Below are 21,458 nucleotides of genomic sequence, written 5' to 3'. Positions count from 1 at the left end.
GAACCAAGCGTAACGTCCCCCCAGGGATATACGAGTTGCAATACACCCCATGTTTGTCGGAAGTATTGTCTCGTTGCATACAAGGCGTTCGAGTAATGCCTTGCAGCGGTGACTTATTATTGACGCCAATCAAATGTTGATCGACATTTTATATAGCGGTGCCCGATGCGAAATACACCTGTTTGTTGGTTGTAAGCAATGCTCTGGAAGAGTAGTAGTTAAAATTAGAGCGTGTAGGCAGATGCGCATCGTATCACTGAAAAATCATCCGAGACTATGATTCCAGTCACATGTCGTCAAAAAAATACCGCCTATTTTTCCGTCGGCATTTAATTGGCGCCTTGAGGGATCGCGTTTAAAGCGGGTTTGCGGGCGTGGAATTCAGCCCTCTGTACGCAGGCGAAGACGCTTATGTGTACGCCTGGCTTTCTCGGTGACCTGTTGCGTGCTATTGCTTAGGTGGGGGTGTTGGCTTGAGCCCCTTGAGCGGACTCATTTAAAGAGTCTGGAATCGTCACCGAAACGTCTAAGAGGTGCAGATATGCCAGTCAAACACGATTTGTTGCAAGACTTGGGACTCACTAAAGAGGCTGTCAGCAAGTGTCGCAGCGAAAACGCTCATCTGAACCAGTTGTTTGTGCAATATGCCGAGAAGGATGCCGAGGTCATTGAAGCGGAGGCCGGGGAGGCCATTGGTGTCCCGGATGAGGTCTTGAAGAAACTCAAGGAGCAAAGGCTCCAGATCAAAGACAAAATTGTCCAACTACTGAACGTTTAAGTCACCGCAAGCTGCAGGAATCGTATATGTCCAGAATTATCAAAATTGTTGCCACCTTAAGTGCCAAGCCTGGTCATGGACCGGCTGTTAAACAGGCGCTGAGTGCATGTGTGGCCGGATCACGGGCTGAAGCCGGTTGTCTTTTCTATGACCTGCATGTAGACCGCTCCAATCCCGAGCGTTTTGTATTCATCGAAGGCTGGAAGGACATGGCGGCCATTGAGCACCACAAAACCACAGCGCATTACCTGGCGATGGGCAAAGCTGTTGCTGACTTGATCGAGCATCGTGAAGTGCTGTTGCTGGACGAGTTGAGTATCTGAGACACGGATCAACACAGCAGCATCAAGCGGCGGCCCTGAACAGGCCGCCGTTTTCATGTCGGGCTTGTGCAAGCTTGTTAAGTTCCTCGGCAGCGACTACAGGGCCTTGGCCATGTCGCGTAACAGGTATTTCTGGACCTTGCCGGTCGAGGTCTTGGGCAGCAGGGTAAACACTACCGTGCGCGGCACTTTGAATCCCGCCAGGTGCTGGCGACAAAAAGCAATGATATCCAGCTCGAGCACCTGCTGGTGGTCATCCTTGAGGGTGATAAAGGCACAGGGCGTTTCGCCCCACTTTTCATCCGGGCGGGCGACCACCGCCGCTTCCAGTACCCCGGGATGACGATAAAGCACGCCTTCAACTTCGATGGTCGAGATGTTTTCGCCACCCGAAATGATGATGTCTTTGAGCCGGTCACGAATCTCCATGTAGCCATCCGGGTGGCACACGGCCAAATCCCCGGTATGGAACCAGCCCCCCTCAAAGGCTTGCGCCGTGGCACTGGGGTTCTTCAGGTAACCCTTCATAACGGTGTTGCCACGCATGAATATCTCACCCATGGTTTCTCCGTCCCGCGGGGTCGGTACCAGGGTTTTCGGATCGGCAACCATTACCCCTTCCAGCGTCGGATAGCGTACCCCCTGGCGGGATTTGATCTGCGCACGCTCGGCCAGTGGCCGGGCATCCCATTGCTCATGCCAGGCGCAAATGGTCACCGGGCCATAGACTTCGGTCAGGCCATACACGTGGGTGACTTTGATGCCCATTTCTTCCACCGCACCTATCACTTGGGCCGGTGGTGCTGCACCCGCGACCATCACACTCACCGGATGATCGATGGCAACCCTGGCGGATAGCGGCAGGTTGGTCAGGGCATTGAGCACAATCGGCGCGCCGCACATATGGGTGACCTGATGCTCCTGGATCAGACTGAGAATTCGTTGCGGATCAACCCGGCGCAGGAACACGTGCACGCCGGCCAAGGCCGTGATGATCCACGGGTAGCACCAGCCGTTGCAGTGGAACATCGGCAAGGTCCATAGATACACCGGGTGATTGCCGATGGCCCAGACCATCTGGTTGCCCAGGGAGTTAAGGTAGGCCCCGCGGTGGTGATAGACCACGCCTTTGGGGTTGCCCGTGGTGCCGGAGGTGTAGTTGAGCGCGATCGCCTGCCACTCATCTGCCGGCCATTGCCACGGGTAGTCAGGGTCGCCCTCGGTCAGCAGCGCCTCGTAATCCAGTGTGCTGACCGGCTGGCCTTCGCCGTATTGCGGGTCATCCACGTCGATGATCAGCGGTGGATGATCAAGCATGGCCACGGCAGCATGGATCACGGCATGGAATTCACGGTCGGCAATCAACACCCTGGCTTCGCCGTGGGCCAGCATGAAGGCAATGGCTTCGGCGTCGAGGCGTACGTTAAGTGCATTGAGCACTGCGCCGAGCATGGGCACCGCAAAGTGGGCTTCGAGCATGGCCGGGATATTGGGCAACATCACCGCCACGGTATCGCCCTTGCCAATTCCGCGAGCGGCCAGCGCACTGGCCAGACGCCGGCAGCGCTGGTAAGTCTGCAGCCAGGTGCGGCGAATCGAGCCGTGGATCACGGCGGGGTAGTCCGGGTAGACACTGGCTGTGCGTTCGATAAAGCTCAACGGCGACAGGGCAATATGGTTGACAGCATTGGGCTCAAGGCCTTGCTCAAAAATCGACATGAAGGTCTTCCGGTGGCTGATTGTTAGCTCTTTGGCTGCCCGCGCCCATCGGTGGGCGGGACAGTTTTATGTCCGGCCTGACTTATAGCTCACTCGGTGTGGCATAGGGAAGCAATGGCCCTGGGCTAATCCAGCAGCGCTGCCAAGGCAGCCATCACCTCGGGCTTGTCGGTGTGGGCCACGTTAAAACGCATGCAGTGGCGCAGTGCGGGGTCAAAGCCGAACAGGATGCCCGGCGCCAGCACCAGATCCCGGGCGAGCGCCTCCTGGGCCAGGGTTGCGGCGTCCCGTGCGGCGGGGAGCGTGGCCCAGATATACAGGCCCCCGGTGTAAGGTGCATTGAGGGTGAACCCCAGGCCTTGCAACCAGCTGGCCACCCGCGCACCGCTGGTCAGCAGACCTTGCATCACCCGCTTGCGGTGTTTGTGATAGGTGCCGTCAGTGAGCATCGAACAGACGACCTGTTCGAACATTTCCGAGGTGATACCGCCGCACATCAGTTTCAGATGGGTCAGGTTGGCGGCTGCCTGCGCCGAGGTCACCACATAGCTCACCCGCAGATTGGCACTCAGGGTTTTGGAAAAACCGCTGAGGTAGGTGACGTGTTCGATCCCGGCCAGGGCCGCGAGCCGCGGAGGCGGGTCCGGGTGCCAGTCGCCGTACAGATCGTCCTCGATGATATGGCAGTCATGACGTTTGGCCAGCTCCAGCAAGCCGTAGGCCTGGGCCGGAGAAAAGGAATGGCCGGTGGGGTTATGCAGCAGGCCTGTGGTCAGATACAGGCTCGGCCGGTGCTGTTCAAACAGCTGCTCCAGCGCTTGCAGATCCAGCCCCTGGGGCGTGCGCTCAAGGGTCACGACCCGTGCCCCGTGCAACGCCAGATTGGCGTGGAAGTTGAAGTAGCAGGGCATGTCCAGCAGCACCGTATCGCCGGGACGCACCCGCAAGCGCAACAACATGTCCAGTGCCTGCACGGTGTTGGCGGTGGTGATGATCTGCTCGACGGCAACGTCCAGGCCCTGGCCCAGCAGTTTTTGCTGGAGTGCCAGACGCAATGGCAGGTAACCCGCCGGATCGCCATAGCCGGTGAGGCGCAGCCCCGGCGAGCGGCTGAGCTGGCGCAGGTGGGTACGCATGGCGCTGGGCTCCAGCCAGCTTTCAGGCAGATGCCCGCTGCCAGGGCGCATGGCGCCGCTGGCGCCGGTCAATGAGCGGCGCAGGACACTGGTCAGGTCTTGCGGCAACAGATCAAGCGCGCTCGCCCGTTCTGCAGCCGCAGCCCTGGCCGCGACAAAGTAGCCAAGGCCCTGGCTTGAAGTGATCCGGCCCTGTCCACGCAAGCGATCGAGAGCCTCAATCAGGGTGAATTTACTGACGCCCCAGCTCAGGGCCATTTCCCTGGCGGAGGGCAGTCTGGCCCCCGGGTTCAGGCGACCTTGGGTAATGGCCTGGTTCAGGGCTTCGACAATCTGCTGGACTTTGGGAGTGCCGGGCTGGAATTCAATCGTGGGGATAGGCATCAATGACCTCGTACTTTACCGGTCATGCTACCAGTAAAGTACGGTCAAGTTGGTCGGGGCTTGATCTGCCCATGCCGGGCTGCGCCACCTAAACTGCGGAACCGCTCGCAGGTGTTCGAGCAATGGTTTCGGGATCTGATAAAGATAATGGCCACACAACTGACACTCGCGTCCTTCCTCTACTTTCTGTTTTTCTGCGCCACCATGACCTTTAGTCCCGGGCCCATGACCTTACTGTTGATGGGCTTCGGCATGCAGCAAGGCTTGAAGCGCTCAATGCCGGTGCAGCTTGGCGCCAGCGCAGCGTATCTGGTGTCGATCCTGATTTTTGCCGTCGGATTTGCCGAGCTGGTCAAGGGCAATCCCCTGATCAGTCGCGTCATTCAATGTATCGGCGTGGCCTATTTGCTGTATCTGGCCTATCGGCAATGGAACAGTCGCGCACTGTTGCTGGAGCGTCCTGCCGAGTCCCTGGACAGCAGCTTCAGGGGGCGTTTCGCCAAGGGGCTGCTCACCGGCTTTGCCAACCCCAAAACCATTGTCATGTTCAGTGCCGTGTTCCCGCAGTTTGCCGGGCAGGGCAGTGCCACCCGGGCGCTGGATCTGGCGGTACTGGGGCTGGTGTTCTTGCTGTTGCAGTTCACCAGCGGCTGCCTGTATTGCTACTTCGGCCAGCGGGTGCGGCGGGTGCTGCAAAGCCCGTCGCGACAAGTTCTGTTGCAACGGGCCACAGCCATCATGCTGTTGGGGGTGGCCATTCTGTTGGCCCGGGGGTTTTAGCGGCTGAGCCTCAGAAACGCAGGGTAGCCCCGGTGGTCAGCCAGCGGTCGCGGTCGCGGTTCAGGGTGCGACCGAGCACCAGGTCCAGATCCACGGCAGAGCCTATGTGGAACCTGGGACCTGTCTGCCAGGACTGCTCGCCGCCTTCTTCGCCGTAGCGTTCGCCAATCAGGGTCAGCGAGTTGGTAACGGCATATTCAAAGCCGCTACCCCAGGTCAGTCGGTGGCTCTGCTTGCCGTCGTTCCAGGCATGGCTCCAGCCGCCGTTAAAATTGAGTCGCAGGGGCGCGAAAGGTTGCCAGGTGAGCGGCAGGTTGAGGTCGGTGCCGTCATAGCTGTGGGCCCGGTTCAGCGCAAAGCGGGCCTCACCCGATAGCGCCAGTTCCAGGCTCTGGTCCAGACTTGAATACAGCTGCGCCTTGAGTTGCGGGCTTAACTGTCGGGCGGTGCCGTCGTTGCTGTGACCTTGCTCTATGGCGCCTCCCCATTGCAGCCAGGGCAGGCTGTGTGAAGTACAGCCCTGGGAAATGACTGCGTTGTGGGTGGCGCTGTGGTGACGGTTGCTGGTGAACCAGGCGTCGATGTTGCATTCGCCGGGGCTGTTGATTGCGCCGTCGTCGACCACGTATGAACCACCGGATGCACAGGTTTTGGAGACCAGGCCAAGGGTCAGGGCGATGCTCATCGAAGCGCCGACCCAATGGCGAACGGCTGCTGAACGGGATACTTCAGTCATGGGTAAAACTCCTGAGTGGATTCGATAAAGGTCAGTTGTTAACCGTTACAACATGAATGCCGGCCGCTCTGGCCCGGCTGATCAGCGCACAGGTGTCATCTCCCCCGGGCAGGGCAATGACCACGTCCGGGCGACTGTCCGTGAGCATGAATCGATTGCGCCGGCGCTCGGCCTGCTTGCCGTACATCTTCCAGTTCGGCGGGTAGCGCACCACATCGACTCCCGCCTCGCGCGCCCAGTCCTCCACGGCGCTGCCCAGATACGGACTGGCGCCGTGAATCAGCACACTCACGCCATTGATGGCCTGGTAGGCATCCAGTACGCGCAGGCACATCAGGGTGTCGGCGTAATGGCGCCCGGCACAGATCAAGAGGCGCACGGGTCAGTGTCCCTGGAGTTGTGGTCGACGAAGCCGTTGAGTTCTGCGCAGCGCTCCAGCACCGGGTAGCCGAGGGCGGCAATATGGTGATGAACCCGCCGATAGTCGCGCAGCACGCGCTGGAAAATATCCCCGGACTCGGCCCAGGCCGTTTTGTCATTCTGCAATTTACGAAAATGCTCGCGACTGGCTTTGGCTTCCAGCTTGCGCACGGTGTCCTTGTGGCTGACCAAGGTGTTGGCTGCCAGCACGTCTTCGCCCATGAAGGCGGTCACTGCCAGGTTCAGGCTGTCCTGCAGGGCCTGGTGCATGGCCTGGATATGGCGCAGCTCGAAGCTGGAAAAGTGCTCGCCACGGCGGGTTCTGCGGATGGCCAGTTGCGCCAGGTTGTTGAGGATGTCGCCGGCATGTTCGAGGTTGATCACGAACATCAGGATTTCCTGGGCGCGGTCGGCGTCATGATCGCTCAGCCCGTCATGGCCTATATCCGCCAGGTAGGCACGAATGGCGGCACTCAGCAGGTCCACCGAGTGATCCAGCTGGCGGACTTTGGCGAAGGCGGCCTGATCGGGCTTCTCGAACAGTTGCAGCACCTGGCTGAGCATCAGCGAGGCCATGTCCGCCAGGCGCAGGGCTTCGCGTACGGCGTTGGACAGCCCGATATTGGCCACTTCCAGCCCGGCTTCATCGAGGTATTGCGGCATGCCGGGATCCACCGGGCTCTGCTGCTCGGCAAACAGCCGGCTCAGCAGGCGCGCCATGGGTTCGGTCAGCCCGATAAACAGCAGCGCCAGGGCGATGTTGAATGCGCTATGCAGATACACCACCAGCTGGGCCGGGCCGATATCGGTTCGGCCCAGCTGTGTGGCAATCAGTGGCAGGCACGGCAGCAACAGCAGGCTGCCGAACAAACGAATCAGCAAGTTGCCCACGGGCAGGCGCCGCGCCACCGGGGAGCCGGCACTGAACACCGAGGGCAAGGCACCACCTATGTTGGCCCCCAGCATCAAGGCCAGCGCCGTCACCGGGGTCATCATGCCGGCACCGGCCATGGAGGCAATGAGCAACACCACCGCCACACTGGAGTGGCAGATCCAGGTCAGCAGGACTGCGACCAGCACCGCAGTGACCAGGTCGCCCTCAAGGCTTTGCATGAGCGCGCGGAACACCGACGTGGCTTCCATATGACCCAGGCTGGCGCTGAGCAGACTCAGGGCCAGGAGCATCAGCCCCAGTCCGATCAGCGCGCAGCCGATGCTTTCAAAGCGTGAGTCATCGCGCAGGCGAAACACCACAAAACCCACCAGCAGTATCACCGGCATCGCCAGTGAAGTGTCGAAACTCAGCAGTTGCACCACCAGGGTCGAACCGATGTTCGCTCCCAGCATCACGGCCAGGGCTGGCGCCAGGCCCAGGGTGCCGGCGGCGGTAAACGAGGTTGCCATCAGGCTGACGGCGGTACTGCTCTGCAGTACGCCAGTAATACCGATTCCGGAAATCAGCGCCATCCAGCGATTGTTCAGGTTGCGCCCCATCCAGTTACGCAGCTGGGTACCAAACCCGCGCAGCAGCGCCGTTGAAATCATATGGGTACCCCACAGCAACAGGGCTATGGCCCCCGCGAGGTTGAGTAACAGAGTGGTTCCCGACATAAGGAATCTCCACATAACAAACATTCATTGTTTTGCGGGCGCCAGACCGGCGCCCGCAGATTCAACTCAGAACCACTGCTTGAAGCGGCGGATGTAGAGGGTCTTCATCAACTGTGCAACGCAGCAGTAGCTGAACAGGGTGGCCACCAGCCAGGGGAAGTACGACAGCGGCAGCGGCTCAAGGCCGACCATGGTGCCCAGCGGCGAGAACGGCACGTAGATGCCCAGCACAATGACAATCAGGGTCATCATGATCACCGGCCATGCGGCAGTGCTCTGGATGAAGGGGATTTTTCGGGTGCGCAGCACGTGCACCACCAGGGTTTGCGAGAGCAGGCCCTCGATGAACCAGCCGGACTGGAACAGGGTCTGCATTTCCACGCTGTTGGCCGAGAACACGTACCACATCAGGGCAAAGGTGGTGATGTCAAAGATCGACGAGGTCGGCCCGATCCAGATCATGAACCGGCCGATGTTTTTCGCATCCCACTTGCGCGGTTTTTGCAGGTACTCCTTGTCCATCTTGTCCCAGGGCAGCGCCAGCTGTGAGATGTCGTACATCAGGTTCTGCAGCAGCAGGTGGATCGACAGCATCGGCAGGAAAGGGATGAAGGCACTCGCCACCAGTACCGAGAACACGTTGCCGAAGTTGGAGCTGGCGGTCATGTTCAGGTACTTCATGATATTGCCGAAGGTTTCGCGGCCTTTGAGCACGCCTTCTTCCAGCACCATCAGGCTCTTTTCCAGGAGGATGATGTCGGCCGACTCTTTGGCGATGTCCGTGCCGCTGTCCACCGAAATGCCCACGTCCGCATCGCGCAGGGCCGGTGCATCGTTAATCCCGTCGCCGAGAAAGCCGACCGTGTGACCATTGGCCTGCAGTGCCTTGAGCACCCGGGACTTCTGCAGCGGAGTGAGCTTGGCGAACACCGTGCGCTGCTCCACCTCCAGTTGCAGCGTGGCGTCGTCCATGGCCTCTATTTCAGGACCGAGCAACGGCGAGCCTGGCTCCAGTTCCACCTGGCGGCAGATTTTACCGGTGACTGTGGCGTTATCGCCGGTCAGTACTTTTACCGCTACCCCTATCGCCTGCAGCGCGGCAATCGCCGGGCCGGCGGTTTCTTTTGGCGGGTCGAGGAAGGTGAGCAAGCCGCGGATGACCAGATCCCGCTCATCGCCGGTGGTGTATTGCTTTTGTGACTGGGCCTTGGGAATTTCACGGGTGGCAACCAGCAGTACCCGGAAGCCGTCTTCGTTGTAGCCGCTGGCCAGCTCCAGCAACTGCTGGCGGCGTAACGGGTCCAGCGCAACACTGGCGGTGCCTTCCATGACATGGGTGCAGATGGCGAGCATTTCCTCTACTGCGCCTTTACATACCAGCAGGTGGTCACCCCGTTTGTCCTTGACCACGACCGTCAGGCGTCGGCGGACGAAGTCGAAAGGCAGTTCATCGACCTTGCGGTAGGCAAACGGCACTTTGAACTTTGGATCCTGTACAGAGAACTGCACCACCGCCTGATCCATCAGGTTGCGCACGCCACTTTGGTGATGGCTGTTGAGCCAGGCCAGGGCCAGTACCGACTCATCGCGCTTGCCGGTGGCGTCCACGTGGTGCTCAAGGATGATGTGATCCTGGGTCAGGGTGCCGGTCTTGTCGGTGCACAACACATCCATCGAACCGAGGTTCTGGATCGCATTCAGGCGCTTGACCACCACTTTGCGTTTGGCCATGGCGGTGGCGCCCTTGGCCAGGTTGGCGCTGACAATCATTGGCAGCATTTCCGGGGTCAGGCCGACCGCCACTGCCAGGGCAAACATTAAGGCATCGCCCCAGTCGCCCTTGGAGAACCCGTTGAGGAAAAACACAATGGGCACCATGACCAGCATGAAGCGGATCAGCAGCCAGCTGACGCTGTTGACTCCCCGATCGAATGCCGTTTGCGAGCGCGAGCCGACGATGGCTTTGGCCAGCGAACCAAAATAGGTCCGGGGGCCGGTGGCAACCACCACGGCGCGGGCTGTACCGCTTACTACGTTGGTGCCCATGAAGCAGATGTTGGGCAGGTCCAGCAGGTTGCTCTGGTCGGCTGCCATGCCGGAGGCGGACTTTTGTGTGACGTCTCCCAGGGTGTCGTATTTCTCCACGGGTAAAGCTTCGCCCGTGAGTACGGCCTGGCTGATAAACAGATCGCGGGATTCAATCAGGCGAATGTCCGCGGGGATCATGTCTCCGGCGGACAGTTGCACGATATCGCCGGCCACCAGATTGCGCATCGGGATTTCAAGCACCCGGGGCCTGGCACCATCCTTTTCGCGGCGCAGTACGGTGGCCGTGGTGCGGACCATGGCCTTGAGCGCTTCGGCGGATTTGGCCGAGCGGTGCTCCTGCCAGAACCGCAGCACGCTGCTGAGGCCGACCATCAACCCGATGATGATGACTTTGGTCAGGTCGCTTTCTTCACCGTCACGCAGCGGAATCCAGTAGTCGGTGAAAAAGCTGATCACCGCCAGGGTCAGCAGGACGTAGATGAAAGGGTTATGCAGTGCCAGCAGGAACTGCACGATCGCATGGGGCGGCTTGTCGTGGGCCACCTCGTTGTAACCCTCCAGTTGCAGGCGTTTCGAGGCCTCGAGCAGGGTCAGGCCGTCGGTGGTGGCCTTGACGTTCGCCAGGGTCGCCGACAGTCCGTTCTGTGCTTCACGTGCGGCACGCATGGACAGTTTTGCACGGTCTGCAGCGCTGTTTTTATCCAGTGCTTTGGGGGTTTTCAATGCGCTCATAGGGGGCTGCTCCTGTCGCCTGTTTTAATCCGGACATACATGCGACTTGTCTTTCTGAAGGCAAGCAGCAGTCGTCCGGTGCGAAAGTCGGCGATCGGTTTAAATAAGTTTTAGGTGCAGTTGTATGTTTCGCTACAACAGCGCTATTAATTAGCGGGCAACAGGAAACTTCCAATCTGGTTCATAAAGAACAGCAGTCAGATAACGATGTTTATCAGGCGGAAGTTAATCGATGGCAGAACTTTCTTTGCAGAAGGTTCTGCGCTCGATTAAACCGTGCTTATCCGGCGCGAGCGGCTGTGTAGAAACTCGGGGCGCGGGCAAGCAGGCGAACGGGGCCACAACACGGAGGGTCCTGGGATTCGTTGATGCTCCAGCGCTGTTCCAGTTGCCCTGTGCCGGGGCTGACCCGCCAATGCACCTGGCGGTGCACAGGTTTTGCGCCGGGAACGGCAGTGGAGAAGGGGGATTGCCGAGCAAAGGCAGGCTCACGGCAGAGCTTGACCCGCATGCTCGAGCTAAAGGCGCGGACGCCAGGTAGTACAAAGGTTTTAAAGGTCATAACACACCTCGTGACCGGACTGATGCCGGGGGAGGTCGTTACGTTGGAGCGTCAGGCTCTAGCGCAATTGACCCCGCCGTGCAGGCGAGTCCTGTCAATGTTTTGGTTAATTGCCCGGAGCTCCGCATTCGCGGTGACCGGACAGCGTCTAGATACTGTGTCCATTGGCTTCTTTTGTGAGGTTTAAAAAAGACCGAAGTAATTCGGCCTGCGCAATCTACTCAGTCAGGTAACTCATGTCAAGGTTAAACAGGCACAAGTAAGGGCGGTACAGCCAATGTTCAGAAACGGGAAAGTGTATTTAAAACAGTCACCGCTTGAATATGGCAATAATAAAACTCAATAGCCGAAGAGTGGGGCGCCGAAGTGTGCTGTCAGCAAACGCCATGTAAGGCATTGAAGTTCAAAAGCACGGGTTGCATCCGGGCTGTAGCTGCGGCTGCTGCCCGATGGTGCTGCCATCACCTAAACGCTATAACTGCACGGATAATCTATAGGTTTGGGTTATATTAGGGGCTGTTTCAGCCCCGTATCGAGATTGGTTTTGTCGACTATTGACCCCGCAGCAACGCAGGTTTCAGCCATTGCATTAACTCAGGTTCAAACGCCTGTTGCGCTTTACCTTGCGCGTCTTGCGCCATCGAGCCGTCAGACCATGCGTTATGTATTGCAGGAGGCGGCGGATCGCCTGGGGGCTGAGGATGTCGCCATCGATGAGTTTCCGTGGCATCAACTGCAGCCGGGGCATATCACCGCGCTGGTGTCTGCACTGCGCGCAGATGGCTATGCGCCTAATACCTCCTCGCTGTACGTGAATGCCATCCGCGGCGTGATGAATCAGGCCTGGCAACAAAGCCTGATCACCCAGGATCATTTGTTGAAGATCCGTGCGGTAAAGGCGGGAGGTGGTTCGCGTCTGACCAAGGGCCGTAATCTACGCCGTACTCTGATTCGTGAACTGATGGATGTCTGTGCTGCCGACCCGCGCCCCCAGGGCTTGAGGGATGCGGCGATCATTGCAATTTTGTATGGCTCGGGGATGCGCAAGTCGGAATCGGTGAACATGGACCTGTGGCAGGTGAATGTTGAGGAGCGCAGTCTGCGGGTGGTGGGTAAAGGCAACAAGGAGCTGATCAAGTTCGCTCCGGCCTGGGCCTTTGAAAAGCTCGAGCAGTGGCTGGCGTTTCGACGGGACAACCTGCCGGACGGAGCCAGTGACGACGACTTCTTGTTCAACCGGATTCGTCGCGGCAATCACATCACCCGCGAGCGCCTTACCAAGCATGCGATTTACTACATCGCCAAACAGCGCGGCCGGCAGGTCGGGGTCGACATCATGCCCCATGACTTTCGCCGTTCATTCATCACCCGGGTGATCGAAGAGTACGACGTTTCCATTGCGCAAAAACTGGCCCACCACGCCAACATTGCGACCACCGTCAGCTATGACGTGCGCGATGACAATGAGCGGCGCAATGTGACTGACCGCTTTATGTTGTGACTGGCAACGCCCAGCCCGCAGCACTGAAAAAACAATGAACCCTCGCGGCATGCCCCCACCTAAAGCTTTACAACCTGGGAGGTGATGCATGCAAATCGAGCAAATTTGGGTCGTACTGGCCATTATCCTGCTGCTGATCGAGTTCTGGACCATCAGCCGCGTGCTTAAAAGCGCAGCCCCTGCAAGCAGTCGGCTGATGTGGGTGGCGGTCATTATCTTCGTGCCATTATTCGGCATGCTGGCGTGGCTGGTGGCTGGGTCGAAAAAGCACAGAAGGGATTCGTCTTCGGTCTCGAGGTGAGCCGCAAGAGCGTTATGAATAAACCCAAGCTGCAGGAGCAAACTCGCTCCTGCAGGGGGCTTGCCGACTCAGGTATTGGTCTTCAGCTTGGTCCACAGGCGCGTGGTGAGCCGGGCAATTTTGGCCGGCAGGTCCTCGACCGTGAACAGTGTGTCTATCACTTCTTTCGACGGATAGATGGCAGGGTCCTGTTTCACCTCTGACGAGAGATAGGCATCCGCTGCAAGGTTGGGGTTGGCGTAGTGGATGTTGTTGCTGATATCGGCAATCACCTGGGGCGTGAGCAGGTAGTTCATGTAGGTGTAGGCGTTCTTTTCATGGGGCGCGCTTTTGGGCATGACCACCATGTCCATCCACAAGGTGGAGCCTTCCCTGGGGACCGAGTAAGCGATGTTGATCCCGTTCCTGGCTTCCTTGGCACTGGCGGCAGCCTGCACCACATCGCCGTTAAAACCTATCACTGCACAGATATTGCCGTTGGCCAGATCGCTGATGTACTTCGATGCGTGAAAGTACTGAACGTAAGGCCGGATTTTCAGCAGAGCCTGTTCGGCTTTCTTGTAGTCTTGCGGGTCATGGCTGTGGTGCGGCAGGCCTAGATAGTTAAGGGTGACAGGTAGCACCTGGGTCGGGTTGTCGATGATTGCGACGCCGCACTGGCTCAGCTTCTTGATGTTGTTTTCATCAAAAAACAGGCTCCAGGACTGCGTGACATCGGTGGTACCGAAGATCTGCTTGATCTTGTCCACGTTATAGCCGATGCCTGCAGTACCCCACATGTAGGGGAAGCCGTACTGGTTGCCCGGGTCGTTCACCTCGAGCTTTTTCATCAGCACCGGGTCGAGGTTTTTCCAGTTGGGCAACTGGCTGCGGTCGAGCTTTTGTATGGCCCCCGCCTTGATCAGCCGGGACAGGAAGTGGTTGGACGGGCTGACCACGTCATAACCGGTGTTGCCGGTCATCAACTTGGACTCCAGCACTTCGTTGCTGTCGTGGATATCGTAAGTCGTCTTGATCCCCGTTTGCCTGGTAAACGAGGGCAGGGTGTCATCCGCGATATAGCCGTTCCAGTTGGAGATATTGACTGTCTCGTCTGCGTAGCTGGCTGCCGAAAACGCGGCCAGCATGACCGCCAGGGAAATCGTGTTGATGTGCATGTTCAATCACCTTTTCGAGGAGCTTTTATTTTTTTCGTCACAGTGCATCAGATTTCGGTTCTGGCCCTGACCGCTTCCACGCGCATGCGCAACACGGCGCCGATGTCGAAGAACGGTCGCGGCGGTAGCCAGCCCGGCCGTGCCCGGTCCATGACTGACTGCAACAGCGGGGAGCTGGCGCCACTGGCCATTTCCGCCAGCAACCGGCCCCACAGGGTGCCGCGTGCCACGCCGGAGCCATTGCAGCCGGCGACGGCAAACACCCGTTCCTGGACCTTGGCGAAATAAGGCTGGCCGCTGCGTGTGGCGCTCAGGTGGCCGGTCCAGGTGTAGTCAATGTCTTGTTCGGTGAGCCCCGGGAAGCGTCGTTGCAAGCCCAGCGCGTGGTGTTTGCGCCGCTGTATCAAATTGCTGTCGGACAGGTCTTTGGTACGGTATTCGGCGGTGTTGCGGATCATCACCCGGCGGTCCGGAGTCAGGCGTACGGTTGCGCCGAGGGGGCGCGTGGAAAGTACGCCCCAGGGCTCGACGCTGCCGATGGCCGCGTACTCCCGGTCTGACAGGGGACGGGTCAGGCTGGCGCTGAGTTCCATGGGGAAGGTGGCGCTGTTGTCGATCCCGGCGCGCGGAATGAAAGCGTTGAGGCACACCAGAACCTGTCCGGCCTCGATGCTGCCTTGGGTGCCAATGGCACGCACGCCGCCGCGCACGGGTTCGAGGCCGCTGATCTCGGTGTTCTCGAATACGGTGACATTGGCTGGCAGTGCATCCAGCAGGCCTTTGACGTACTTCGCCGGCTGCAGCAGAGCGTTGCCATTACCGCACCAGATCGCCGCCCGATAGTGACGGGTCCCCAGTTTTTGGGCGAGTTGCCCGCCCTCCAGAAACTGTGCCGAGGCCCCCACGGCACTGAGGGTTTTGAGCTTGGCTTCGATGTGGGTCAGTTTGGCGGGATCATTGACCGCGAAGTAGTAACCCGAATCGCGGTATTCGCACTCAATGCCGTGGCGGCTGATGCGCTTGCGTACTTCTTCGCCGGCGGCGCAGCCGATTGCAGAGTCGACCTCAAAACCGGCGAAGCCGCTGTGGCCGAGCAGCTCATCATCGCCGGGGTTTTCGTGGGACACCGCGTAGCCGGAGTTGCGCGCTGAGGCCCCCTGGGCTGCGCGCTGCCGATCGACCACGACGATACGCGCCTCAGGGTACATTTCTGCCAGGGAATGGGCGGCACTGAGCCCGGTGATACCGGCGCCAATAATCAGCCAGTCAGCTTTTTCCGGCCCCTTGAGGTGATCGCGGCCCGGGGAGGTTCCTGCCAGGGCAATCCAGCCACATTGATTTTTCACGTAACACCTCATTCAACGGTTGCGGCGCCTCCTGCTTGGGTGAATACATGCGCAAATCGCATGGCTGTTATCAGGTGGCGCCCTCTATAGCTGGAATTTATGACGAACACGGTGATATAACCAACGTTATAAATTCATTGATCGATTCCAAAAATGCATGGATACAATTAGCCACGTACCGTCTCTACAGGGCCTGCAGGCGCTGGTTGCAGTTGCCGATTCGGGCAGCTTCACCCTAGCGGCGCAGGCGCTGTGTCTGACCCAGAGCGCAGTCAGTCGCAAGATCCAGCAACTGGAAGGGCATTTCGGTGTACCGCTGTTCGCCAGAAACAGTCGCAGCGTGCACCTGACGGCTGAAGGCGAAGAGGTGCTGGGCAGCGCGCGCACCATTCTTGCGCAGTTGCGGGCGCTGGAAGACCGGCTTTCACCGCAAAAGCGTCCGTTTCGTATCCGCATGCACGTCTCCCTGGCCGTGCGCTGGTTACTGCCCAAGCTCAGTGACTTCTACTTGCAGCATCCGGACATAGCCCTGTCGATCGAAACCGTTGCCACCGAGATCGTTGAGCCCGCCAGCGACAGTGATGCCTACATCCTCTATCTGCCGGAGCCCCGCGCTGACCCGGCCTGTCTGGTGCTGTTCGATGAGGCACTGGTGCCGGTTTGCTCCCCGGATCTGGGGCCGCTGACGTCAATGGATGACCTGGCAGGTTTCCCGTTGCTGCACCGTTCGGCCGACAAGCAGGCGTGGATCGACTGGCTGTCAGCCAATCACGGCAACCCCCTGGAGAGCTATCGTCACATCCCGTTCAACCTCGATGAGCTGGCACTGGATGCTGCGGCCCGGGGGCTTGGGGTCGCAGTGACGGACATGACCCTGGCCGATGAGTCGATCCAGCGCGGGGTGCTGGTGATTCCGTTTGGCGAGCCATTGAAAACCGGCGGCAATTACTCGTTGTGCCCACAGCCCCTGGCGGCCGGACACCCGGCCTGTTCCCGGGTGCTGCAGTGGTTCGCGGAGCAGGCGCAACATGCTAGGGTGCCAGGTGCTTGAGCATGATGACGGTGCGTTCGGCACCGTGGAATTCGTCGCGGATTTTTTCAAAACCCAGGCGGGCGTAAAAGCCTTCGGCGGTGATCGAAGAGGGCACCCTTAACTCTTGCAGGCCGTGCTGCCCTGCAACGGATTCGATTCTGGCCATAAGCTGCTTGCCGATTCCCGTGCCCTGGTGGCCGGGAGCGACGAATACACTGCGAATTACCTGCTGGTCCAGGCTTGCCGTTGCGACCACGGCCCCATCAAGAATTGCCACATAGACTTGACGTTGGATGATCAAGCCCAGGATCTGTGGGGCCGCAAAGCTTTGCTCCACCCGGGCGATGACGTCGGGCGGGTAGTCCAGGGCATTGGACTGGCGAAGTGCAGCGATCACCACCTTGCTGATGGCCGCTGCATCTTCGGCACGGGCAGCTCGAACCAGAACGCTCATAAGTGATTTATCCGTTGTGATGGTATTGGCGAACTACTTTAGACCTTGCTGCCGACGTCGGCCGCTCTTGATAGCTCAGTCAAATTTTGTAATAAGTCTGTTGCTCAGAAAACTCTGATTGCGCTGTAGGATTGCATCCCCAATTAACGGGGTCAGCTGGTCTTCTGCGCCATTGCCGTCGCTGATCGCCACGTCGCCGGTCTGGTAAGTCCAGGCGGGTACCAGATCGGCAACGTTACTGCGGTTGATCTGGTCCAGTGCGGCAAAGCGGCCGCCACCTTCGTCATTACCGTAGTGTGCCCAGTCTTTCTGGGCATTAGCCGGGTCGACCTTGGTCAGGCCCGGGCCGTCGCCGGTAGCCGACACCGTGGCGTGGGGTAGAAACATGCCCCAGAAACCGCCAGCGATGGCCACTGCCAGCACCGCGCCCAGCGCGTAACCCCCGTTCCCGCTCAGGCCGTTGGCCTTGCGCAGAGAAGGGTAAGCCAGCGCCACCACCAGGCTCAGCACGGCCAGGGCGAACAGGCGCGAAACCAGCGGCCAGAACACCAGCCCGGCATCCAGCAGGGCCCAGACAATCGACGCAACCATCACGGCAGCGAACAGCCAGGCGCCTGAAAGGCGTTGTTTGAACATTAATACCGACGCGGCAATCATTCCGAGACCGGCCAGCAGGAAATACAGGCTGCCGCCAAGGGTGGCGAGATAGCCGCCGCCGGCGACGAACAGCAATCCGAAAACCAGCACGCCGAGGGCTGCGACCCAAACGGGCCAGCGGCTCACGGAGGCCGAAGGTTGAGAATTATTCATGGTGCATGACCCTACTGATGCATGAGCGATTGAGGTGGGAGCAGCCTATTAGGTATAGCTGTTTCCATTACAGAGTGGCTGGGGAAGCCTTTGCAGCGCCTGGTGCCTTATGGAGCAGGGCGAGACAACCGGCAGAAGTCATAGATAGCTATGTACTAAACGGTTAGTTCCGTAACTTTAACAAAAAAACACGCCCTGCGACAAATTGTCCGCGCAAACCGCAGCAAGCCAGTGGCGAGCGCTTTCCGATCCTGACCTCGGCGGCTCTCTCGCGGGAGCCGGGGATGCAGGTAGCGGCGGGGCAGAGGTTGATGGCCATGCATCGCAGGCATCATCGATGCCCGGATGCGCGAAGCACTGGCGGCGCAGCGTGCAGCAGTTACGCAACTGGAGCACAGGCAGCAGGTACAGCACGCCCGGTGCGTTAAGCGAGAGAAATGCGCTCAGGCATTGGGGCAGCCTGCGGTGGAAGGCATGGAAGTATCTGGAGTGGCGGCCGCGTTGGGGGCGTAAATCGCCAGGCTTAGGTGCACCGGGGTTCCAGATGGAGCCGTCGGACAGCAAGGGGAAAGGGCTGCCGAACCTGATGCCAAGGGTCATTATTATAACTATACTAAATAGTTCTTTAGTTTAGTTATATCTAGAATGCATATATAAGCCTAAGACTACTCGCAGTTGAAAAGGCCGCGAATACGTACTATTGAGGCCGGTTCAAAGGGAGAAACCGCGACAAAACACTCGGTTTGCCATCTTTGAGACTGCACGGCCTGACGTGCTACAGGCTGGCTCCAGGGCGGATAAACACGAAATGCGCGCTTGCCGCCGCGACCATTGATGGCAAACACACCGCGCGACAACAAGGTCTCACGATCAAAAACGAACTGTCCGCAGCGTCCTTCAGTAGACACATGAACCACCACGAAATCGATGTCATCCGCGCTATCCAGTGGTGCAATTTCGCCGCCTGGGCAAGGTCGTTTCCACAGGGTGACGAACTGGCCGACCTTGGTTGGCGTCACTTTGGCTACCCTGAAGACAACCTTGCGACCTGCAAGAGTAAAGCGCAAACCGCCATATTCCCGGGCTTCACTGTCTACCGAGTAATCAACCGGATGCGCTAAGGCAGCGTTCAAATACAGGCTCTCGATAGCTGTCAGCAAAGGCTGTGGGAGGATCATGTGCGGTACGCCATCAGGTATTCAGCATGACCTGTCTGCTCGTCAATTTGTTCGCGGACCACATCAAAACCCTGTGAGCGATAAAAGGCCAGGCTGGGCGCATTCTCTTTGTAAACCGCAAGGCTCAACTCACCACGAAGGTTTTTCGCGTGCTCAAGCAACTGTTTGCCCAGGCCTTTGCCTTGATGAGCCGGATCAACAAACAGCGCGGCCAGTTGATTGCCCAGCAAGGAGCAAAACCCCTGGACGCTGGATTGGTCTTCAAACACATAGGTCTCAGATGCCGGGATGTAAACATCACGCATCGTTGCTGTATGGGATTGCCAGTAAGCCGCGTCGATAAAGTCATGAGCCTTGATCGATGCGCTCAGCCAGATTTCCACAACAGGTTCCATGTCGTGTAGTTCAAATGCTCTGATCATTTGTCATTCCATTGTGGTGTTGGCCGACAAGCTTAATGCAAAGCCAGCAATTAGAGCGCGTCAGGGTATTGTTGCAGGCATCGAAATGCGGGGATCGTTCGAGAGAGGAATTTCCAGCCTTGAAATCTGACCTCCACTGACCCTGACACACCAATACGATAGTTCGCATAATGTATATTATGTTAAACCAGATGCTATGTTAGAAATGTTCATGAGGTTCATAAGGTACTGATTCGACAAACTCGCTTCTGACGTCCAATCTCTCAACGGGCCATGTCCTTCGTGTTCATGGCGAGACATGGAATAAGGTGGCTGCCGATGAAGCTGATTCAATGCCGTTTATCTTCAGGTCAACGTGTGCCGCTGCTCGTGCAGACTGGAGATGCGGCGCCGTTACCCATACTTGTCCCGTTCATCTACGTTCAACTCAAGCTAAGGTCTCGCGCTTACAGCACTGCTGCGGCACATCTGCGCGCGATCCAGGCTTTCTATATCTATGCCCAAAGCCGTGACCTCAACATTGATGACGCCATCTTGGCCTGCCACTTCGAGGCGATTTTGGCTTTGTTGGACGGTTACGCCATCTGGCTCCAAAGCGGCCGTCAAGCCGACAACCTGGTCGCCCGAATCGGCAAAGCTGAAACGGCACCTTTTCCGCAGATCGATCCGCGTACCCGTGACCAGTACCTGCGGTTGCTGAAGCAGTACCTGTCCTGGTGCGTCACCCGTTACATTCCGCGCGCCCGTCTGAACTCAACCACCCTGGCTAACATCGAATCGGTATTTGCAGATGTCGCCGACGTCATTGAGCGGCGCTTTGAGAGCCATATCATCAATGCCCGGCCAGACCGCACTCGTTACCGAAGCCTGACAGGTACTCAACTCCAGATCATTCGCACACTTATTCGCCCGGGCGACGCAGAGAATCCGTTTCCGGAACGACTGCAGTTGCGCAATTGGCTAATGATTGAATTGCTGCTGGAGACCGGTATCCGCCGCGGAGAGCTTCTGAAGCTCTACACCACGGACATCAATCACGGATCTCAGCATGCCTATGTCAGCATCAATGATCGCGAACATGATCCCGGAGACCCTCGTGCTGAAGAGCCCGCGCTGAAAACGCACGGACGGACCGTAGGTATCTCAGCGCAGTTGTATGAGGTCTACGAGCGTTATATCCAAGGCGAGCGACGCCCCCTGCGTGATGGCAAACCGATGAAATTGCTGTACCGCTATTTGTTCATCTCTGACCGAGGTCGACCGCTGTCGATCCGCGCGTTGTCGAACGTCTTTGATCGGCTGTTTCTGACCATTGAACTGGCTCATCCAGGGTTGTTGCCTACACTTTCTGCGCATGACTTTCGCCACACCTTTGCCGACCAGTTTTTGGCTTACCTGGTCAAGAAGCGTGGGTATGACCTCGAGCGGGCTACGGACGAACTCCGACGTGTCTGCGGTTGGTCTGACACTTCGACGATGCCACGCCGTTATGCAAGTCGTTATCTAGCCGAGTCGGCCAACCTCCACAACGCCCAGCGTGCCTCGGCAGCCTGGAGCCGACTTGACAGTTAAGGAGGTTCGCCGTGACCAAATCAGCCGATCAAGAACACGCTTCACCCTCCTCCTCTTTTCCGGCCTACGTGTTCGAGGGCCCGGCTCAGGTTGCGATTCGAACTCGCACTAATGACCAGCCAAAGTACGTCGATACTCGATTGAGCGTTTGGACGTGGTATGACGGCGGAACGGCTATGAAAATAGATTGGGCTGCGCTCCACCTGAATCCTAACCTCATGCAAATCGCCAAAGCGTTTGTGGCCTATGCACTGGAGAAGTACGCACCGGTAACGGCATTCAAAGCATCCGGGTTGTTCGGGCGACTATCTGAGAGCGATATTTCAGCTAAGGAAACTCTGAAAAGGACTTCCAAATCTGGTGAAATACGCCTGTCCCACGAACTGAACGGTTGAGCCCCGATGAAGCAAATGTCTTTCGCTGATGCCGAGTACGCAGGCAAACGTAAGCAGAC

Annotated in this window: 19 protein-coding genes and 1 pseudogene; 8 read left to right on the top strand and 12 right to left on the bottom strand. The window is 58.4% G+C overall.

Annotated elements, in window-relative coordinates:
- The first annotated feature begins 541 nt into the window (after window positions 1-541).
- Entirely contained in the window at window positions 542-778 is a 237-nt protein-coding gene (locus EQV90_RS17065) for a DUF465 domain-containing protein (protein ID WP_003445674.1), read from the top strand.
- Window positions 779-804: 26 nt separating this feature from the next.
- Window positions 805-1,101 (top strand): putative quinol monooxygenase, encoded by a 297-nt coding sequence (locus EQV90_RS17060; protein WP_003445673.1) that lies wholly within the window; start codon window positions 805-807, stop codon window positions 1,099-1,101.
- 96 nt (window positions 1,102-1,197) lie between these two features.
- Here EQV90_RS17060 and EQV90_RS17055 read toward each other — a convergent pair whose 3' ends face one another.
- Together EQV90_RS17055 and EQV90_RS17050 are read right to left on the bottom strand one after the other, a co-directional pair.
- Complete coding sequence (locus EQV90_RS17055) at window positions 1,198-2,820, bottom strand: acyl-CoA synthetase (RefSeq protein ID WP_010657026.1); 1,623 nt, start codon at window positions 2,818-2,820, stop codon at window positions 1,198-1,200.
- A gap of 125 nt (window positions 2,821-2,945) precedes the next feature.
- A complete protein-coding gene (locus EQV90_RS17050) occupies window positions 2,946-4,340 on the bottom strand; it encodes a PLP-dependent aminotransferase family protein (RefSeq protein ID WP_240878455.1) in 1,395 nt (464 codons plus the stop codon).
- Between the two features lie 147 nt (window positions 4,341-4,487).
- On the opposite strand from EQV90_RS17050, the gene EQV90_RS17045 reads away from it, so the two are divergent.
- The gene (locus EQV90_RS17045; protein WP_127195368.1) at window positions 4,488-5,120 is read left to right on the top strand and encodes a LysE family translocator; all 633 of its coding nucleotides are present in this window, start codon (window positions 4,488-4,490) and stop codon (window positions 5,118-5,120) included.
- 10 nt (window positions 5,121-5,130) lie between these two features.
- Here EQV90_RS17045 and EQV90_RS17040 read toward each other — a convergent pair whose 3' ends face one another.
- From EQV90_RS17040 to mgtA, 4 genes are all read right to left on the bottom strand, one after another.
- Entirely contained in the window at window positions 5,131-5,856 is a 726-nt protein-coding gene (locus EQV90_RS17040) for a hypothetical protein (RefSeq protein ID WP_240878454.1), read from the bottom strand.
- A 31-nt stretch (window positions 5,857-5,887) separates the two neighbouring features.
- Window positions 5,888-6,235, bottom strand: a complete 348-nt coding sequence (locus EQV90_RS17035) for a DUF2493 domain-containing protein (protein WP_003445668.1) — start codon at window positions 6,233-6,235, stop codon at window positions 5,888-5,890.
- Window positions 6,223-7,887 carry a Na/Pi cotransporter family protein gene (locus tag EQV90_RS17030; protein WP_240878453.1) on the bottom strand — a complete coding sequence of 555 codons (1,665 nt, stop codon included), beginning with the start codon at window positions 7,885-7,887 and terminating at the stop codon, window positions 6,223-6,225. Before EQV90_RS17030 ends, EQV90_RS17035 begins: the two co-directional genes overlap by 13 nt.
- A 66-nt stretch (window positions 7,888-7,953) precedes the next feature.
- Window positions 7,954-10,668, bottom strand: a complete 2,715-nt coding sequence (gene mgtA / locus EQV90_RS17025) for a magnesium-translocating P-type ATPase (protein ID WP_240878452.1) — start codon at window positions 10,666-10,668, stop codon at window positions 7,954-7,956.
- 1,145 nt (window positions 10,669-11,813) lie between these two features.
- On the opposite strand from mgtA, the gene EQV90_RS17020 reads away from it, so the two are divergent.
- Window positions 11,814-12,731, top strand: a complete 918-nt coding sequence (locus EQV90_RS17020) for a tyrosine-type recombinase/integrase (RefSeq protein ID WP_029612838.1) — start codon at window positions 11,814-11,816, stop codon at window positions 12,729-12,731.
- An 88-nt stretch (window positions 12,732-12,819) separates the two neighbouring features.
- The gene (locus EQV90_RS17015) at window positions 12,820-13,032 is read left to right on the top strand and encodes a PLD nuclease N-terminal domain-containing protein (protein WP_003445661.1); all 213 of its coding nucleotides are present in this window, start codon (window positions 12,820-12,822) and stop codon (window positions 13,030-13,032) included.
- A 68-nt stretch (window positions 13,033-13,100) separates the two neighbouring features.
- On the opposite strand, the gene EQV90_RS17010 is transcribed toward EQV90_RS17015, so the two are convergent.
- Together EQV90_RS17010 and EQV90_RS17005 are read right to left on the bottom strand one after the other, a co-directional pair.
- Complete coding sequence (locus tag EQV90_RS17010; RefSeq protein WP_003445659.1) at window positions 13,101-14,189, bottom strand: polyamine ABC transporter substrate-binding protein; 1,089 nt, start codon at window positions 14,187-14,189, stop codon at window positions 13,101-13,103.
- 47 nt (window positions 14,190-14,236) lie between these two features.
- A complete protein-coding gene (locus EQV90_RS17005) occupies window positions 14,237-15,535 on the bottom strand; it encodes an FAD-binding oxidoreductase (RefSeq protein ID WP_240878451.1) in 1,299 nt (432 codons plus the stop codon).
- 157 nt (window positions 15,536-15,692) lie between these two features.
- On the opposite strand from EQV90_RS17005, the gene EQV90_RS17000 reads away from it, so the two are divergent.
- Window positions 15,693-16,586, top strand: coding sequence for a LysR substrate-binding domain-containing protein (locus EQV90_RS17000; RefSeq protein ID WP_240878450.1), 894 nt, complete (start codon window positions 15,693-15,695; stop codon window positions 16,584-16,586).
- Here the strand turns inward: EQV90_RS17000 and EQV90_RS16995 are convergent.
- The 4 genes and pseudogenes from EQV90_RS16995 to EQV90_RS16980 form a co-directional block, all read right to left on the bottom strand.
- On the bottom strand, window positions 16,567-17,022 hold the full coding sequence (locus EQV90_RS16995) for a GNAT family N-acetyltransferase (protein ID WP_003445651.1): 456 nt from the start codon (window positions 17,020-17,022) through the stop codon (window positions 16,567-16,569). The two genes, EQV90_RS17000 and EQV90_RS16995, sit on opposite strands and share 20 nt — an antisense overlap.
- Window positions 17,023-17,157: 135 nt before the next feature.
- Window positions 17,158-17,832: pseudogene (locus tag EQV90_RS16990) on the bottom strand (membrane-bound PQQ-dependent dehydrogenase, glucose/quinate/shikimate family); the annotation flags it as partial.
- A gap of 665 nt (window positions 17,833-18,497) precedes the next feature.
- Window positions 18,498-19,010: a MepB family protein gene (locus tag EQV90_RS16985; RefSeq protein ID WP_240878449.1), complete on the bottom strand. Its 513-nt coding sequence runs from the start codon at window positions 19,008-19,010 to the stop codon at window positions 18,498-18,500.
- Window positions 19,007-19,432 (bottom strand): N-acetyltransferase, encoded by a 426-nt coding sequence (locus EQV90_RS16980; protein ID WP_160627714.1) that lies wholly within the window; start codon window positions 19,430-19,432, stop codon window positions 19,007-19,009. The genes EQV90_RS16985 and EQV90_RS16980 overlap by 4 nt, the downstream gene beginning before the upstream one ends.
- Before the next feature lie 318 nt (window positions 19,433-19,750).
- On the opposite strand from EQV90_RS16980, the gene EQV90_RS16975 reads away from it, so the two are divergent.
- Both EQV90_RS16975 and EQV90_RS16970 read left to right on the top strand, forming a co-directional pair.
- Window positions 19,751-21,004: a site-specific integrase gene (locus EQV90_RS16975; protein WP_240878448.1), complete on the top strand. Its 1,254-nt coding sequence runs from the start codon at window positions 19,751-19,753 to the stop codon at window positions 21,002-21,004.
- Window positions 21,005-21,015: 11 nt separating this feature from the next.
- The gene (locus tag EQV90_RS16970; protein WP_240878447.1) at window positions 21,016-21,399 is read left to right on the top strand and encodes a hypothetical protein; all 384 of its coding nucleotides are present in this window, start codon (window positions 21,016-21,018) and stop codon (window positions 21,397-21,399) included.
- Window positions 21,400-21,458 lie beyond the last annotated feature (59 nt).

Origin of the sequence: Pseudomonas sp. TMW22089 (genome assembly GCF_022496645.1) — a bacterium.
GTDB lineage: Bacteria > Pseudomonadota > Gammaproteobacteria > Pseudomonadales > Pseudomonadaceae > Aquipseudomonas > Aquipseudomonas paraversuta.
This window is presented reverse-complemented; position numbering and strand designations above follow the sequence as displayed.